Here is a 14,844-nt window from a genome sequence, read left to right as displayed (position 1 = left end):
TCTGCCGTCTAAATAGAAAAGTTCGTATATTCATTACGATATGCACTCGGAGACTGACCCGTATACTTTTTGAATGTTTTGGAGAAGTGACTTTCATCTGTAAATCCAAGCCTATCAACAATCTCCCTCACTTTGACGCGTCGCTCATCCACCAGCATAAGCTTGGCCTGATCGACCTTTAATTGAATAATATGATTGAACAAATTCGTTCCGAATATTTTCTTGTACAATCTTGAAATAGATTCTCTGCTTATATAAAAACGATCTGCCAGGTCCTGTAATGAAACCTTTTCATTGAAATGATTTTCAACGTAAAGACGAATGTCATAAATAACACCTTGCTCCCAATCCTGATAGGATTGTTTCTTTTTCATTATCAATTCTACCTCTGAAATAAAAGCCAAGCATAATTCTCTGAGAGCAGTAAGTTCTAACTCCACGTGGAGCTGTTGTTCAATTTCTTGCGCTTTCTTCAACAACCTTGGCCGGTCTATGAGATCAATATATTCGCTCCCTACTAATAGTTCTAACTCTCTCCATATTCTCATTAACAGATCCGTCATGCTTGTTATTTGAATCATTGGCAGAGCTGTAATCTCTGTGTAGCAGCTGTTGATCCATTCCCGAATGTAACCCATATTACCGTTCAAAACTGCTAAACCTAAAAGATCTATCTTCTTACCTTGATCCGAGAGGAGTGTATCGGTCAATATATTTAATTCACGGTAAAGCCCAATGCCTCCGTCTTGACGGAAAGAACTGCGTTTCAGAGCAAGAAGCGCTTCCTGGTAAGAATCACCTATTAGTGAAACCCCGTAATAACATTCACCGACTCCAATGAACACCCCAATATTCAAACTCGTTCTTAATTGTGCAACGATCTCCTCGAGCAACGCCTCAGTACGATCCATATCCATGCTATTCATATACAACAACATGCCGCACTCATACTCTTCTCCGCCAGACTGGAACACAATGCCGCGCTTTTCTAGTATTTTATTTAATACACTCGTTACCTCAGAGGACAACAGCTTACGATCAGAAAATTGCTTACTCAAATAAGTGAAATTAGCTATCCTTAGCATTGTGACTTGATAGAACAGTTCCTCCCGCAAGGGAATACCAGTCCACTCACGAAAATTGTCCAGATTGAACGCCCTCCCTTCAGAGAGCTGCGTCATAACTTCTTCTTTATAATATTGCACCGCCAACTCTGTTTGCAGTCTGCGCTGACGAAGGCTTTCCAATTCATTTATGGCTTTGGATAATGCCGAATTGAGTTGTTCTTTACTAAATGGCTTCATCAAGTAATCGACGACTTTTGTCACGATTGCTTGTTTCATATATTCAAACTCGTCATAACCGCTAATTACAATGACCTGGATCTGCTCATCATAATTACGCAAAGCCTGAAGAAGCTCACCTCCGCTTATCCCGGGCATCCGCAAATCGGTTACTACAATTTCAGGATGATGCTTCGCCACATACTCAACTAACTCCGTTCCATTCGTTACTTCTGCATATACTAATCCGAGATCGTTCCAGCTCCCCATATTAGCGATCGCTTTGCGCGGCTTATTCTCGTCATCTGCAATAACTACTTTAATCATTCTGATCCTCTCTCTCGATCGGGATGTGCAAAGAAACTGTGGTTCCCTTTGTTTGATCACTATCTATTTCCATTCTAAATGGTTCCCCATACCGTAATTTCAAACGATAAAAACCATTCAGAATGCCGTGATTCTGCAGATAAATCCAATCGTTTGGAGCAGCTTCCTTTAATTTAGCTTGAAGATCAGCCAATCGATCAGGATCTATGCCTTCGAAATTATCCGCAATCATTATAACGAGGCTGCCGCGATCTGCAAAAATCTTAATAGTTATCGTACCTGGCTTAATACTTTTTTCGATCCCATGAATAATTACATTTTCCACTAAAGGCTGCAAAATCAGTTTTGGCACACGAAAGTCTAAATACTTTTCGTCCGCCTCAAGCGAGTAGTTCAATCGTTCTTCAAATCTGAATTTTTGAATCGTTAAATATTGTTCTATATTTTCAATTTCAGCACGCAGCGGAACAGCATTTCCCGTCGCTGAAATGCTATATCTTAGCATAGAAGACAGAACACGAGCCATATATTCAATCTCATCTACACCTTTTTCAAGCGCTACTCCTCCGATGGCCTGTAAAGTATTATTGAAAAAGTGAGGATTAATCTGCGATTGAAGCATTTTTAACTGAGCAGTTTTAAGAATGATTTCATTCTTGTACTGCTCATTAAGCATATAATTAATTTTCCGACTCATCTGATTGAATGCTGCAGAAATAGCTCCAATTTCATCATGCGATTTTACGATAAGCTCACTTTCAAATTCACCATTTCCGACCTTTATCATATGCCGCATTAATTGAACCAATGGTTTCGTAAATCGCATAGAAAGTATAGCTGTCGTAATGATTAAAAGTATTAATAATATGGCGCTAATGCCCAGCATCGTATTTCTCGTCTGAGCGACTTCACGCAACACCGTTTGCACGGGAACCTTCTTGTAAAGAATATGCCCCCACTTCGGTGAAATAGTGAAAATCACGATTTGTTCCGTTTTTTCTCCAGTAGACTTATAGTGCATATAGCCTGATGAAGTTCCCATTCCTATAATTGCAGCATACAACCCGCTGTCTTCTACTTGCTGAGAGGGATTAAACGACCGGGTAGATGTAAGTTCAGCGCCAGCTTTATCTGTCAAGACAATCATTTCATCTGCATCGCTAACTAATTCAAATAGTGCACTTTTAAGAAAATCCGTTTTATAATTTGCTGTAAGAATTCCATACGCTTTATTTTTATCATACATAACACGGTTTAAAGAAAACATCGCTTCTTGCTGATTCACATGATAACGCTCAGGATATTTCTCAATCCACCGCAGAGGCTCGATTGTCCGCCCCTCAGAACTTGCCAGCAATCGTTGATACCATTCCCTTCTAGTTATTTCTTCTCCCCCATGAAAAGAAGCGTTAATCGTATCGTTAACGACATACACCTCATCCTCCGCAGGATTATAGAACATCGCAGAATGGGTCTCTTTCCTTTCCGAATAGAAATTAAATAAATTGTATAACGTGCGGCTATAATACTCTGTTGATTGCAGCTGTATGTTTAAAATGTCACTTGCATAGAAGGAATCACTAAAAAAACGAACTGAATTTTGATCTAATCGATTAAAATAGTCATCGAACCTTTGCTCTAGCTGATGAAGAGATATCTGATTCCCATTCACATACTTTTTTTCTGTAAAAGAAACAACATGATAATAAGAGATGAACACCAGCAAAAGAAGCGGAATCAAGCCTGTAATCGTTATTGATAAAATTAGTTTAGTTCTTAAATTTAGATGGCGCATATTCAGTCTAGACTCCACTCCTTATACAGTTGGATAAAGCCTGCAATTCGTGAATCTGTACTCCCAACAACGATATGCCCCTCTCGCAAGCCTATGATAATTAATTCTATATGTATAGTTGGTTTTAGTATCAAAAAAATTTAGCTCAATCTTTGATGAAGCCATTGTAACAGTCACTTTATCTCACAGTCAATATACCATTCAATATAATTCCATTATAGAAAGCTGTTGTAATTTTCAGGTTTTACCCCCTATTCCGGCTGCCTAAGAAAAGAAAAACCCAGCAGAATCAAGTAGCTCGCTCTGCTGGGCTGTTTAGGCGTGTTGCCCTTCCCTTAAATCTTATAAGCCTTCATCGCTTTTCTAATCTCTTTCCACGATGGGCGCTTGCCGTACATCAGTACACCAGTGCGGTAAATCTTAGCCGACAGCCAGCCTGCCAGGTAGATGCTGACTAACAGGATACCGAGCGAGGTAAGCACTTGCCATACCGGCGGGTTCGACAGGCCGATGCGGAGCATCATGACGAATGGCGAGAAGAACGGTACGTAAGAACCAACGGTTACTAACATGCTGTCCGGGTTGGAGAGGCTGAACGTAGCGATATAGAAGCCCGCCATCGAGAGCAGCGTAATAGGCATTACGGCTTGACCCAGATCCTCCGTCCGGCTTACGATCGAGCCTACTGCCGCATACAGCGTCGAGTAGAGGAAGTAACCAGCCAAATAGTAAATAAGCGCGTATACGAGCAGCATCGGATCGATTGTCGACAGATCGATATTGTATTGCTTGAATGCATCCGAGTTATGCGGCATGCTGGCATTCGCTACAATAACCAATACATATACGATAATTTGCGAGAGGCCGACCAGGAATACGCCGAAAATTTTACCGAACATTTGCGTCAGCGGCGCTACGCTTGTAATCAGAACCTCCATGACGCGGGAGCTCTTCTCCGATGTAATCTCGGAAGCGATCATCTGTCCCGTCACCATAATGGCAAAGAACAGAATGAGTATAATGATGGTAACGAGTGCAATCGCCATACCTTGCTGGCTAGCGTCTTTGCCACCTGCTGTGCTGCCGGCTCCATCAGTCGCCGCGATTTGTACCGACTCAATGGCAACCGGAGCGAATAGCTGCGCTTTCTGCTCCTCTGACACGCCTGCATCCTTCAAAATGTTTTCCGTCCGCACATTTCGCAAAGCACTTTCCAGCTTCAATGTTGTTGAGCCTTCAAGCATCTTCTCTGACTTGTACGTGACGCTAGGCAGTCCGCTTGGCGTCACTTCGCCAAAGCTCAGGTAGCCTTTGATCTTCTTGTCGGCAATAGCCGCTTTCAAAGCCTTTTCGCCTTCTTGTGCATTTGCCGCCTTCGCAATTTCAATAAACTCTACCCCAGGCTTCTCCTGGGAGGCAAAATAGCTTTTCAACTGCTCGGAGAGCTTCGTTCCTGCATTGTCATCAGCTTGCACCACATAACCGATTTGAATCGTTTTGCCGCTGTCGCCTTTATCAAATAGAGAAATAATAGCCGGAAGATTAACCCCGATCGACATAATAATTGCCATAATGAGCGTTGTAATAAGAAAAGATTTGGCTCTTAGCTTGTTGCGAACCGTAAAGCCGACAACTGTCCAAAATTTATTCATGGCTCTCACCTACCGTTTTTATAAAGATTTCGTTGAGCGTTGGCTCCATTACTTCAAAGCGTTGAATGTTCGTCTGTCCAATGGCTAGGCGCAAAATCTCTCCCGCCGCTTCCTCTTTGGCAATATGAATCTCATAGCCATATTCATGGCGCTTAACCTTCGTTACGCCGTCGATCGCTTCCAGTCCGTTAACGTCACCCTCTGTTTTCAGAATAACGCGTTCACGCGGATAACGGCTTTTGATTTCTTTCAAGCTTCCCTGCACAACAGCATTGGAGCGGTGAAGGATCGTAATATTCCGGCAAAGCTCCTCGACATGCTCCATACGGTGCGTCGAGAACAGCATCGTCGTTCCGTTATCGCGCAGCTCTTTTACGGTAGATTTGAGCAGCTCTACATTGACCGGATCGAGACCGCTGAAGGCTTCGTCCAAGATGACAATTTGCGGATTATGAATGACCGATGCGATAAACTGAATTTTTTGCTGATTGCCTTTCGAAAGCTCTTCAACCCGTTTGTTGTAGTACTCCGGCACTTCAAATCGCTCTAGCCAGCGCTTCAGGCTGCTGTCTGCATCCCTCTTGCTCATGCCGCGAAGCTCAGCCAGATAGATAAGCTGATCGCTCACCCGGATACGCGGATACAAGCCCCGCTCTTCCGGCAAATAGCCGAGCAATTGCAGCTGCTCCTTGGAATACAGCTTGCCGTTGTAGAGGATCTGCCCTCCATCCGGAAAAATCAGCCCGAGAACCATCCTCATCGTCGTGGTTTTCCCGGCGCCGTTAGCGCCCAGCAATCCGTATATTTCCCCTTGCCCAACCTCAAAGCTGATTCCGTTGACCGCTGTCTTTTCCCCATATTGCTTGTAAATTTGATCGACCTTTAAAGGCTTCATGATCTCAAATCTCCCCTCAGCATTCTATATAAAATGATTACATCTTATTATGACCTTACACGCAGCCGTTCCTGCTCAATGAGCACCGCTAGAATATCATCCAGATTGAGCGGCTGGTGGCCGACAAGGCGCAGCCCTTCTTTCTCTAGCCATTGCTCGGCGGCAAAAGCCTCTCTCGTTACGACTCGAATCGTACCCCCGCCGTTCTCCTCAATGACGCATTGACCGGGTATGGCCTGTGCATCCTTTCTCGTAAACCGTTCGCTATGAATGTAAAAGGCATGCCAATTGCTGAACAATTCATCCTTCTCATATACGCCAAGCACCCGCCCATGCCCCATAAATACGATATAATCGGCGAGCCGCTTTACCTCCTCCACAATGTGGGAGGCCATTAAGATCGTCCGGTCTCCACTATCCATGAAACGATGCAGTACATCCAGCATCGTCCGCCAAGCAAGCGGATCAAGTCCGGATGAAGGCTCATCGAGCAGCAGCAGCTCCGGATGATGGGCCAAGGCTAGAGCAAGCTCATATTTACGCCGCGTTCCCTTGGACATACTGCCGAGACGAATGCTGTCATCGACTTCAAATACACGCAACAGCTCGCGATAACGGTTCAAATCCCAATCCGGGTACCAGCGTCTATTGAATGCTGTTTTATAGGAGCCTCGCATCCCCTTGTCATGCACGCCGAACAACTCCGGCAAATACCCGATTCGCTGCTTCAGCTTCGTATTATCTCCATCCCCGAGCTGATGGCCGAGAATCGTAATATCGCCTTTATCCGGCTTCGCTAATTCAAGCAAGAGACGGAACGTTGAGCTTTTGCCTGACCCGTTAGGACCAACGATTGCCGTTACATATCCTTTCGGAATGTCCAGCGTAATCGGTCCAAGCTGAAAATGGGGCCGGCTTTGCTCGACATGACTCAAACGAATTGCAGCTTCCTCTGACATCCCCTTCACCCTTCCTAACATATCTAGTTCTACACGCCGTAATGTTTATCCAGCGCCTCGCGGAACAAATCTGTAAGCTCTTCCTTCGAGCACTGCACAAGCTTCGCCGCATTTACCGCACCTTCAATTGCTTCGATTACCGCTTCCAGCCGATGTCGATCCATTTCTCTCTGCTCCACCTTTGCTACATAAGTTCCAGTCCCTTGTCTCGTCCGCAGCAAGCCTTCCGATTCCAGATCCTGATAAACCCGGCGAACCGTAATGACGCTGCATTTCAGCATTTGAGCCAGTTCTCTTATAGATGGCAGCAGCGTTCCTTCAGAAAGCTGTCCGCTCACAATTAATGCCCGAAGCTGCACCTCGATCTGATAGTAAAGCGGTTCGGCGCTTTGTTCGTTAATTTGTATCGGCAGCCACACGGCTTCACCTTCTTTATTAAAGACTTAAATTCAATCCTTCTGTTTTAACCTAGCTTAATTCTCTCCTTATTAATAAAGCTGCGCTTCCTGAGTCTATTCACAATAATCGCGTAGCCTGCTGCCAGAGCAATTACGGCGTAAAGCATAGCACCAGCGGTATACCACCAATGTCCAGCCTGAAGCTCTCTTAGCAGCCCAAGTACAACATTGACACCAGCCAGCTTAATTCCTACTAATATAGAACCCACGATAATCATCAATACGATGCAATAAATCGAGTACATTCTGCTGGAATAGCCAAGCTCAAAGAAAATGTAAGTAACAGCAATTCCGATGGCAAAACAGAACCAGAATAGTGCGAACAAGCCATAAGTGCCCAGATCGATGTTGTCACGCAAGCTCGGTATGGACAAATACTGAATGGAGAAAAACAACACGACCATCGGCAGCAAAATAATGAAAAGTTGCAGCATTCGTCCCAGTATCAAGTCCTTCAGCGGAATTGGCATCGATCTCCACTCCGCCAGCTTGTCAGTGAAGCCATCCTCTTTCCAAGCGCGCATTGTCGTCCTGTTCATTGCGAAACCGAAGTTCGGAAAAATAAGGATGAATGCATAGTCCAAAAACCAAATGACCGAATCGGGTACTTTCTCCTCAAATTGAAAAAATCCCATCGTAACTACAGCCATGTATACGCAAAACACGATTGTGAAAAGAAGCCCGTACTTATCCCTGATTAGCTCATGTTTCGCAATGTGCCATGCACCCTGCCAAGCATTCAATCTGCTCTCCCCTTCCTGTCTTGCTAACGTGTATATACTGTATATATCTTTATACACAGTATAATCACACCTCTTCAAAGTGTCAACCATTTCCATCGAGGTTTTTTTCAAGCTTATATCTGCATAAAAAAGAGCCTTCCTGACCGCCGAGTAACGGCATAAGGAAAGCTCTTTTTTATTTCTACCAGCCAAATATCGCATCGATGACCGGCTTCGTATGACCGCCCGGATACATCAGATAGAGCAATACGTAGACGGCAACGCCTGTAATCGCTGTGAAAAACCAAATGATCGAAGTAATTCTGCCCCACTTGCGATGCTTGGCGTATTTGCTCTTAAAGCCTAATACGAGCGTCGTAATACCAAAGACGGCAGCGACAGTCGCAAGCACGATATGAAACAACAGGAAGGTCAAGTAATAAGGCTTCAAACTATCCGGACCGCCCCAAGCCGTATTGCCGATGATAACCGTCCGTGAAGAATAAATAATAAAGAAGAGAATCGCTGCAATTGCAGCGGCAATCATCACTTTCTTATGCGCATCGAGCCGGCGCTTGATCGCGAGGCCCCAGCCTATCGCAACCAGCACCGCGCTGATGACGATGAAGGTAGTGCTGACTGTAGGGAAAATAAAATACCAATCCAATGTTCATCCCACCTGTACCGATAATTATAGTAATAAACTACGCCGTGCCCGGGTTTGAGTTTGGAAGCTCATCATCCTTATGCTCGCGTTTAAACCAGTGAGTAAAAATATAGCCCAAGATGATTCCGTACATGAGTTCCTGAACAAGCTTCATTACGATGCCCCCGAGCTGTTGATCCTCAACAGGGCTCATCAAGTTGAAAAACTGCGGCCCGTCGAACAGATCCAACAATCTCGAAGGATCACCCGATACGCAATAGCCCATAGCCTGTACCCAAACTAGCGGGTCGCTATAAATCGCGTACATCGGCGAGCTGGCAAAAATTATCAACGCACAGGCAGGCGTCAGAAGAATGCCGTTGGCGAATACGTAGGCCAGCTTCTTCAAATCCGTCAGACGATTCCACTCCGGCACCGGACAAGCAATCTGCCACCACATCATCGAAGCCGTGATGAACAGGACCAGGTAGTACAACCGGTGAACGAAGAAATTTGTCATCACATAATCATGAACCATAGGGACATGATAAATGGAGAACAGCAAGTTAAACAGAATCAGGGTCGAGATCGGATTCATTAGAAACCGCAATTTGCGCCATACAGGACGCGAGAATACTTTGCGCCATACGAAAGCCGGAATGGACAGCAGCAGCATCGGTGGCACAATGAGATAAGAGATGGACATGTTCACCATATGGAACGTAAACATCAAATGCCCCAGCAGGTTCAACGGACCTCCGTGCGATAAATACAGCAAGAGCGCCGAAGTCACGAACATCAGCTTTTGCAGCACCGTTGCTGAAGGCTCTGCAGCCGCATGCTTCTCCCTCCATGGCCCTATTACATAGAAGTATAGAATGACGAGGGCCGTCATTCCGAACAGGAACCACGGGGTCCACACTTCTTCAAAGCTGAAATATTGTAAGCCTAGCATATGTGGAAGCTCCTTTCACACTCATCTTGCAAAAGAGGAGGGACCCAGCCTTAGGGACCCTCCTCTTTTTAGTTGAATTTTTTTACCACCAAGCCCAGTATTCCGCCATAATCACGCAAGTGAATACGATGAACACACCGAACAGGATAGCAACCGTTGCATAAGCATGGCCGCGGTCTTTCATATGCATCCATACAGCCATCTGTACGAATACTTGCAAAATCGCGCAACCGATAAGAATGATGTAGATAAAGTCGGTGTTAATCCCGCCGGAAGCGACTGTCGCGAAGGCAATCAGCGTTAGCAGGACGGAAAGAATAAAAGAAACGATCGCTTTCTGCGGCCCCTCAAGCTTGTGGCGAACGGGGCGTTTTTCTTCAGCGGAATGATTGCTTGACATGGATTAAACCACCTTTCCCATCAAGTAAACGACGGTGAAGATAAATACCCAGACAACGTCGATAAAGTGCCAGTACAGACCAGCCACATACGCTTTAGGCGCAGTAACGACTGTAAGGCCTTTCTTGGCCAGCTGGCCGATCAGAAGCGAGATCCACACAATACCGAGCGCTACGTGAGCGCCGTGGAAGCCGACCAGCGTATAGAACGAGGAGCTGAATGCGCTCGTTGTAAAGCCATGGCCTTCCTTGACGTAGTGATAGAACTCATAAATCTCCAAGCCCAGGAAGCCTAAGCCGAGCAAGACGGTAACGATAAGCCAAGTAATCAGCTTTTTGTTGTCATGACGGTGCAGCGCCTGTGTTGCAAATACGCTCGTCAACGACGAGGTAAGCAGGAGCGCCGTAGCGATCGCTACAAGCGGCAGCGAGAACAGCTCATGAGCCGGAGGCCCGTCGAGTACTTGATGGCGGAGTGCCAGGAACGCCGAGAACAGCGTTCCGAACAATACCGTTTCTCCGCCTAGGAATAGCCAGAAACCAAGAACTTTATTGCGTCCCTCAAGGGTCGCCTTTTCGGGCTCATGAGGCAATTGCCCTTCTACATGTGCACTCATGCTTTTACCCCCCCGTCATGCTGATCTTCAGGCTCGATATGGAAACCATGATCATCGTATAAAGAACGAAGGATCATACAAGTAAATGTTACGAGCAAACCAACTGCTCCAATAACGTATCCCGTGTCGATACCTGCAACGCTGCCCCATGTGCCATCGGAGTAAAGCAAGCCGAAGCCTGTAATGAACAAGCCAAGCGACATGAAGAACGGAAGAATCGATGGTGAAGGCATATGGATCGAACCGATTGGCTCGGCAGGCGTCATGCCTTTTTTGCCATCCATTTTCTCTTTCCAGAATGCATCGTAACCGCGAACGAGCGGCGTTTGCTGGAAATTGTACTCTGGCGGCGGCGAAGAAATCGTCCACTCCAGCGTACGTCCGTCTTCCCAAGGATCGTTTACAGCGTTTTTCGGTTTGAAAGCTGTAATCGTCACGTTCAGAAGGAAGAAGATTGTGCCAAGGCCCATCAGAATCGCGCCGATTGTACTGATCAAGTTCATTTCATTGAAACCCAGTCCGTCCAGGTACGTCCAAATCCGGCGCGGCATGCCGAGTAAGCCAAGGAAATGCTGTACGAAGAACGTCATATGGAAACCAATGAAGAATGTCCAGAACGTCAGCTTGCCGATCGTTTCGTTCAGCATGCGTCCGAACATTTTCGGCCACCAGTAGTGCAAGCCGGAGAAAATGCCAAGGATCAAACCGCCTACGATAACGTAGTGGAAATGCGCGACAACGAAGTACGAGTCATGGTACTGGAAGTCGGCAGGCGCAGCCGCCAGCATAACGCCGGTTACGCCGCCCATTACGAAGGTCGGGATAAAGCCAACTGCGAACAAATTCGCAGTCGTGAACTTAATGGAACCGCCCCACATCGTAAACAGCCAGTTAAAGATTTTAATACCAGTCGGTACTGCGATCAACATCGTCGCAATGGAGAAGAGCGAGTTCGCTATCGGTCCAAGACCGGTTGTGAACATGTGATGCGCCCATACCATGAAGCCCAAGAAGCCGATCAGAATCGTAGCGAATACCATGGAGCTGTATCCGAACAGACGCTTTCTCGAGAACGTACTAATAACATCGGAGATAACGCCGAATGCCGGCAAGATGAGGATATACACCTCAGGATGTCCGAATATCCAGAAAATATGCTCCCATAGTACGGTGTTGCCGCCGCCGGAAGGATCGAAGAAATTCGCATCGAAGATCCGGTCGAACATCAGTGCCGCCAAACCTACAGTCAGAGCAGGGAAAGCGAACAGGATCAGCGCCGAAGTAATGAACGACGCCCAAGTGAACATCGGCATGCGCATGAAAGTCATGCCTGGTGCACGCATGTTGATAATCGTTACGAGGAAGTTGATGCCCCCGATAAGGGTACCAATACCTGCGATCTGCAAGCCGATAACATAATAGTCCATACCATGTCCGGGACTATAAGTCGTTCCGGCAAGCGGAGCATATGCCGTCCAGCCAGCTTCAGGAGCGCTGCCAGCAAACCAGCTGACATTAAGCAGCACTGCGCCGAAGAAGAAAGTCCAGAAACCAAGTGCGTTAACGAAAGGGAACGCAACGTCGCGCGCGCCGATCTGCAGCGGCACGATCGCGTTCATTAAAGCAAAGAGCATCGGCATCGCTGCCAGAAAGATCATTGTCGTGCCGTGCATTGTTAACAGCTCGTTGTATGTATCCGCGCCTACGAAATCGTTAAGCGGTTTCCATAATTGAATCCGAATAAGCAACGCTTCCAAGCCGCCGACAAGAAAGAAAAAACCGCCGGCGATCAAATACAAGATGCCGATTTTTTTGTGGTCAACCGTTGTCAGCCAATCCATCAGGCCGGTATGACGTTTAACCGCATGTCCATGAGCCAAGGTAGGTACCTCCTTCAATCACCGATGATTTATTGTTGATAGTCAAGCGTCAAATCAGACAAATATTTTGCAATGCCATCGAGCTCTTGTTCTGTCAAGTCGACTTTAGGCATTTGGTTGCCAGGTTTGACAGCTTGAGGATCTTTAATCCAGCGATGCAGGTTTTCTTCAACCGAACCTTCGTTGGAATATTTAGGATCGTCGGTGTTGACAAGGATACCGCCTACAGTCTGACGACTGCCGATACCTGTCAAGTTAGGGAAAGCAGGACCGCCTTGATCGCCTACAGCGTGGCAAGTCAAGCATTTGCTTACAAAAGCTTCTTTAACGGCAGGATCGCTAGGAAGAGCAACTGGTTCTTGCAACGCTGCTGTCCAACGATCAAACGAAGACTCGTCCACCGATTTTACTTTAAAGTCCATCAGGCCGTGAGAAGGTCCGCAAAGCTCGGCACATTTGCCCAAGTAAACGCCTTCTTTTGGAGCTGAGAAGTACATTATATTTACGTTCGCGCCAGGGTTTGTATCAATCTTGCCGGCAAGCGACGGAATCCAGAACGAGTGAAGCACGTCTGCCGATTTCGCTTCGATCGAGATTGTTTTGCCTGTAGGAATGATTAGTTCCTGCGCAGTTTTAATGCCAAGCTCCGGATATTCGAATTCCCACCAGTATTGGTGCGAAGTCACGATTACTTTAACCGCATCCGGGTCCTTCGTGTAGTCCTTGGCTAAGTTAAATACCGATTGTACCGTCGGTACGCCAAGAATGATAAGCATGATAATTGGAATTACCGTCCAGATAATTTCCAGCTTGTGGCTGCCTTCCACTTGCTTCGGAATGGTTTTGTCTCCGGGACGACGGCGGAAACGAATAATTACGTAGAAAGAAATCGCAAATACGACTACAATCACGATCAACATGATTGAAATCGCCAGCTTCATCAGTCCGAATTGCTCTTGCGCTACAGGACCTTGGGGATTCAGCGTGGACAAGTCACTTCGTCCGCACGCCGACAGCACCAGAACCATCAAGGCCAGAAGCGGCGCAAGCCGTTTTACAAACTGCCACCGATTCATTAATTAATCAACCCCACTTTTGACGTTTTCGCAGCTGAGAAATTCGCAAAATTAAGCGAGAAACTGCGTGTTTTCACAGATGTTATGACAACTCCTGCAACTTAAATCACTTTATTAAATATAAAGTTGAAGCCCTTATTTGTCAATGTTCCACAGAGAGTTCACAAATTGTTCGCAAAGCTGTCAAAAACGTTCATTTTCAAGGCTTTTTTGCTCATCGAGGGACTTGCTTTTATCGTTTTTGGCATCCCGCACAGCTCCCCGCGCGTGATGTGAATTCCTATCCTACATTGTGCACCAAACCCATGGTCAATTATGTATGGACTTCGGAGCGTATATTTAATCGTTCCCTACAAAACCTATTCCTATAACTGCCCGAATGGAGGCTGACTTTCAATGAACAAACGTATAGCCGGTACTCTTGCCCTCACTCTGCTGCTGCTCGTCGCCCTAACGACTTCATGCGGCTATGAGAAGCGCATCCAGAACAGTGACCACGATTACGGCAGCCGTCAGGCCGGTGATCCGAAAAACGCCGGCTCCGCCAAAATGTATGGATCGGCTGCAGGCAAAAACAATCTCAAGCAGCATGACAACGCCTTTTTCGAATACAGCAATACGCTCTCCAACAAAGTGACCCAATTGAATGGGGTTGGCACGGCCATCGTGATGCTTACCGATAAGAATGCCTACGTCGGACTTGCGCTGGACTGGACGGCTGTCGGTACAAAAAGCACGGGCCGCACCAATGAGCAGAGCAATGGCGATGCTGTATATAATACGGATACAGGCAGCAGCTATTGGGACAACCGGCAGCTGATCACGCCATATAACTCCTACTTCTCGGTCAACGACCACTCGCAGCTTTCTCATGAGCTGAAGCAGACAGTCGCCAAGAGGATCAGGGAATTCGCCCCTGCCGTGCAAGAGGTCCATATTTCCGCTAACATGGATTTTGTAAACCAGTTGAATGAATACGCCAAGCAAGCATGGATGAACCGTTCTCTCGTTCCATGGGTCGAAGACTTCAACAATCTGGTGAAGCATCAGTTTGCCGGCGGAGACAAGATGCCTTCGCAAATTATCGAGTATGAAAAGATGCGGGCAAAAAGCCGCCGCGGAGAGTCCATCATCCCCTATTCGCGATAGCAGAATTTGATGGCGCCAACAGCTTTTATGAC

General features: G+C 46.5%; 14 protein-coding genes. 1 reads left to right on the top strand and 13 read right to left on the bottom strand.

Annotation, left to right across the window (positions count from 1 at the left end):
- Positions 1 to 8: 8 nt before the first annotated feature.
- From ACFVVF_RS13715 to coxB, 13 genes are all read right to left on the bottom strand, one after another.
- Positions 9 to 1,610 carry a response regulator gene (locus ACFVVF_RS13715; RefSeq protein WP_387810128.1) on the bottom strand — a complete coding sequence of 534 codons (1,602 nt, stop codon included), beginning with the start codon at positions 1,608 to 1,610 and terminating at the stop codon, positions 9 to 11.
- On the bottom strand, positions 1,603 to 3,405 hold the full coding sequence (locus ACFVVF_RS13710) for a cache domain-containing sensor histidine kinase (protein WP_387810125.1): 1,803 nt from the start codon (positions 3,403 to 3,405) through the stop codon (positions 1,603 to 1,605). The genes ACFVVF_RS13715 and ACFVVF_RS13710 overlap by 8 nt, the downstream gene beginning before the upstream one ends.
- A gap of 335 nt (positions 3,406 to 3,740) precedes the next feature.
- Entirely contained in the window at positions 3,741 to 5,057 is a 1,317-nt protein-coding gene (locus ACFVVF_RS13705) for an ABC transporter permease (RefSeq protein ID WP_387810122.1), read from the bottom strand.
- Positions 5,050 to 5,952 carry an ABC transporter ATP-binding protein gene (locus tag ACFVVF_RS13700; RefSeq protein WP_387810119.1) on the bottom strand — a complete coding sequence of 301 codons (903 nt, stop codon included), beginning with the start codon at positions 5,950 to 5,952 and terminating at the stop codon, positions 5,050 to 5,052. The genes ACFVVF_RS13705 and ACFVVF_RS13700 overlap by 8 nt, the downstream gene beginning before the upstream one ends.
- 47 nt (positions 5,953 to 5,999) lie before the next feature.
- Complete coding sequence (locus ACFVVF_RS13695; RefSeq protein ID WP_387810116.1) at positions 6,000 to 6,911, bottom strand: ABC transporter ATP-binding protein; 912 nt, start codon at positions 6,909 to 6,911, stop codon at positions 6,000 to 6,002.
- 29 nt (positions 6,912 to 6,940) lie between these two features.
- Positions 6,941 to 7,330, bottom strand: a complete 390-nt coding sequence (locus tag ACFVVF_RS13690) for a GntR family transcriptional regulator (protein WP_387810113.1) — start codon at positions 7,328 to 7,330, stop codon at positions 6,941 to 6,943.
- 44 nt (positions 7,331 to 7,374) lie between these two features.
- Positions 7,375 to 8,019 carry a hypothetical protein gene (locus ACFVVF_RS13685; RefSeq protein ID WP_387810110.1) on the bottom strand — a complete coding sequence of 215 codons (645 nt, stop codon included), beginning with the start codon at positions 8,017 to 8,019 and terminating at the stop codon, positions 7,375 to 7,377.
- A gap of 274 nt (positions 8,020 to 8,293) precedes the next feature.
- Positions 8,294 to 8,758: a DUF420 domain-containing protein gene (locus tag ACFVVF_RS13680; protein WP_387810107.1), complete on the bottom strand. Its 465-nt coding sequence runs from the start codon at positions 8,756 to 8,758 to the stop codon at positions 8,294 to 8,296.
- 37 nt (positions 8,759 to 8,795) lie between these two features.
- The gene (gene ctaG / locus ACFVVF_RS13675) at positions 8,796 to 9,692 is read right to left on the bottom strand and encodes a cytochrome c oxidase assembly factor CtaG (RefSeq protein WP_387810104.1); all 897 of its coding nucleotides are present in this window, start codon (positions 9,690 to 9,692) and stop codon (positions 8,796 to 8,798) included.
- Between the two features lie 82 nt (positions 9,693 to 9,774).
- Positions 9,775 to 10,092, bottom strand: coding sequence for a cytochrome C oxidase subunit IV family protein (locus ACFVVF_RS13670; protein WP_188888307.1), 318 nt, complete (start codon positions 10,090 to 10,092; stop codon positions 9,775 to 9,777).
- 3 nt (positions 10,093 to 10,095) lie between these two features.
- Positions 10,096 to 10,707, bottom strand: coding sequence for a cytochrome (ubi)quinol oxidase subunit III (locus ACFVVF_RS13665; RefSeq protein ID WP_387810100.1), 612 nt, complete (start codon positions 10,705 to 10,707; stop codon positions 10,096 to 10,098).
- Positions 10,704 to 12,548: a cytochrome c oxidase subunit I gene (gene ctaD / locus ACFVVF_RS13660; RefSeq protein ID WP_387811460.1), complete on the bottom strand. Its 1,845-nt coding sequence runs from the start codon at positions 12,546 to 12,548 to the stop codon at positions 10,704 to 10,706. The genes ACFVVF_RS13665 and ctaD overlap by 4 nt, the downstream gene beginning before the upstream one ends.
- 68 nt (positions 12,549 to 12,616) lie before the next feature.
- Positions 12,617 to 13,663: a cytochrome c oxidase subunit II gene (coxB, locus tag ACFVVF_RS13655; RefSeq protein WP_042166111.1), complete on the bottom strand. Its 1,047-nt coding sequence runs from the start codon at positions 13,661 to 13,663 to the stop codon at positions 12,617 to 12,619.
- Between the two features lie 396 nt (positions 13,664 to 14,059).
- Between coxB and ACFVVF_RS13650 the strand changes: the two genes are divergently transcribed.
- A complete protein-coding gene (locus tag ACFVVF_RS13650; RefSeq protein ID WP_387810097.1) occupies positions 14,060 to 14,812 on the top strand; it encodes a hypothetical protein in 753 nt (250 codons plus the stop codon).
- The last annotated feature ends 32 nt before the right edge of the window (positions 14,813 to 14,844 follow it).

Origin of the sequence: Paenibacillus sp. NPDC058174, assembly GCF_042883865.1 — a bacterium.
Taxonomy (GTDB): Bacteria; Bacillota; Bacilli; order Paenibacillales; family Paenibacillaceae; genus Pristimantibacillus.
The sequence above is the reverse complement of the archived record's forward strand: the minus strand, read 5'-3'. Positions and strand labels throughout refer to the sequence as shown.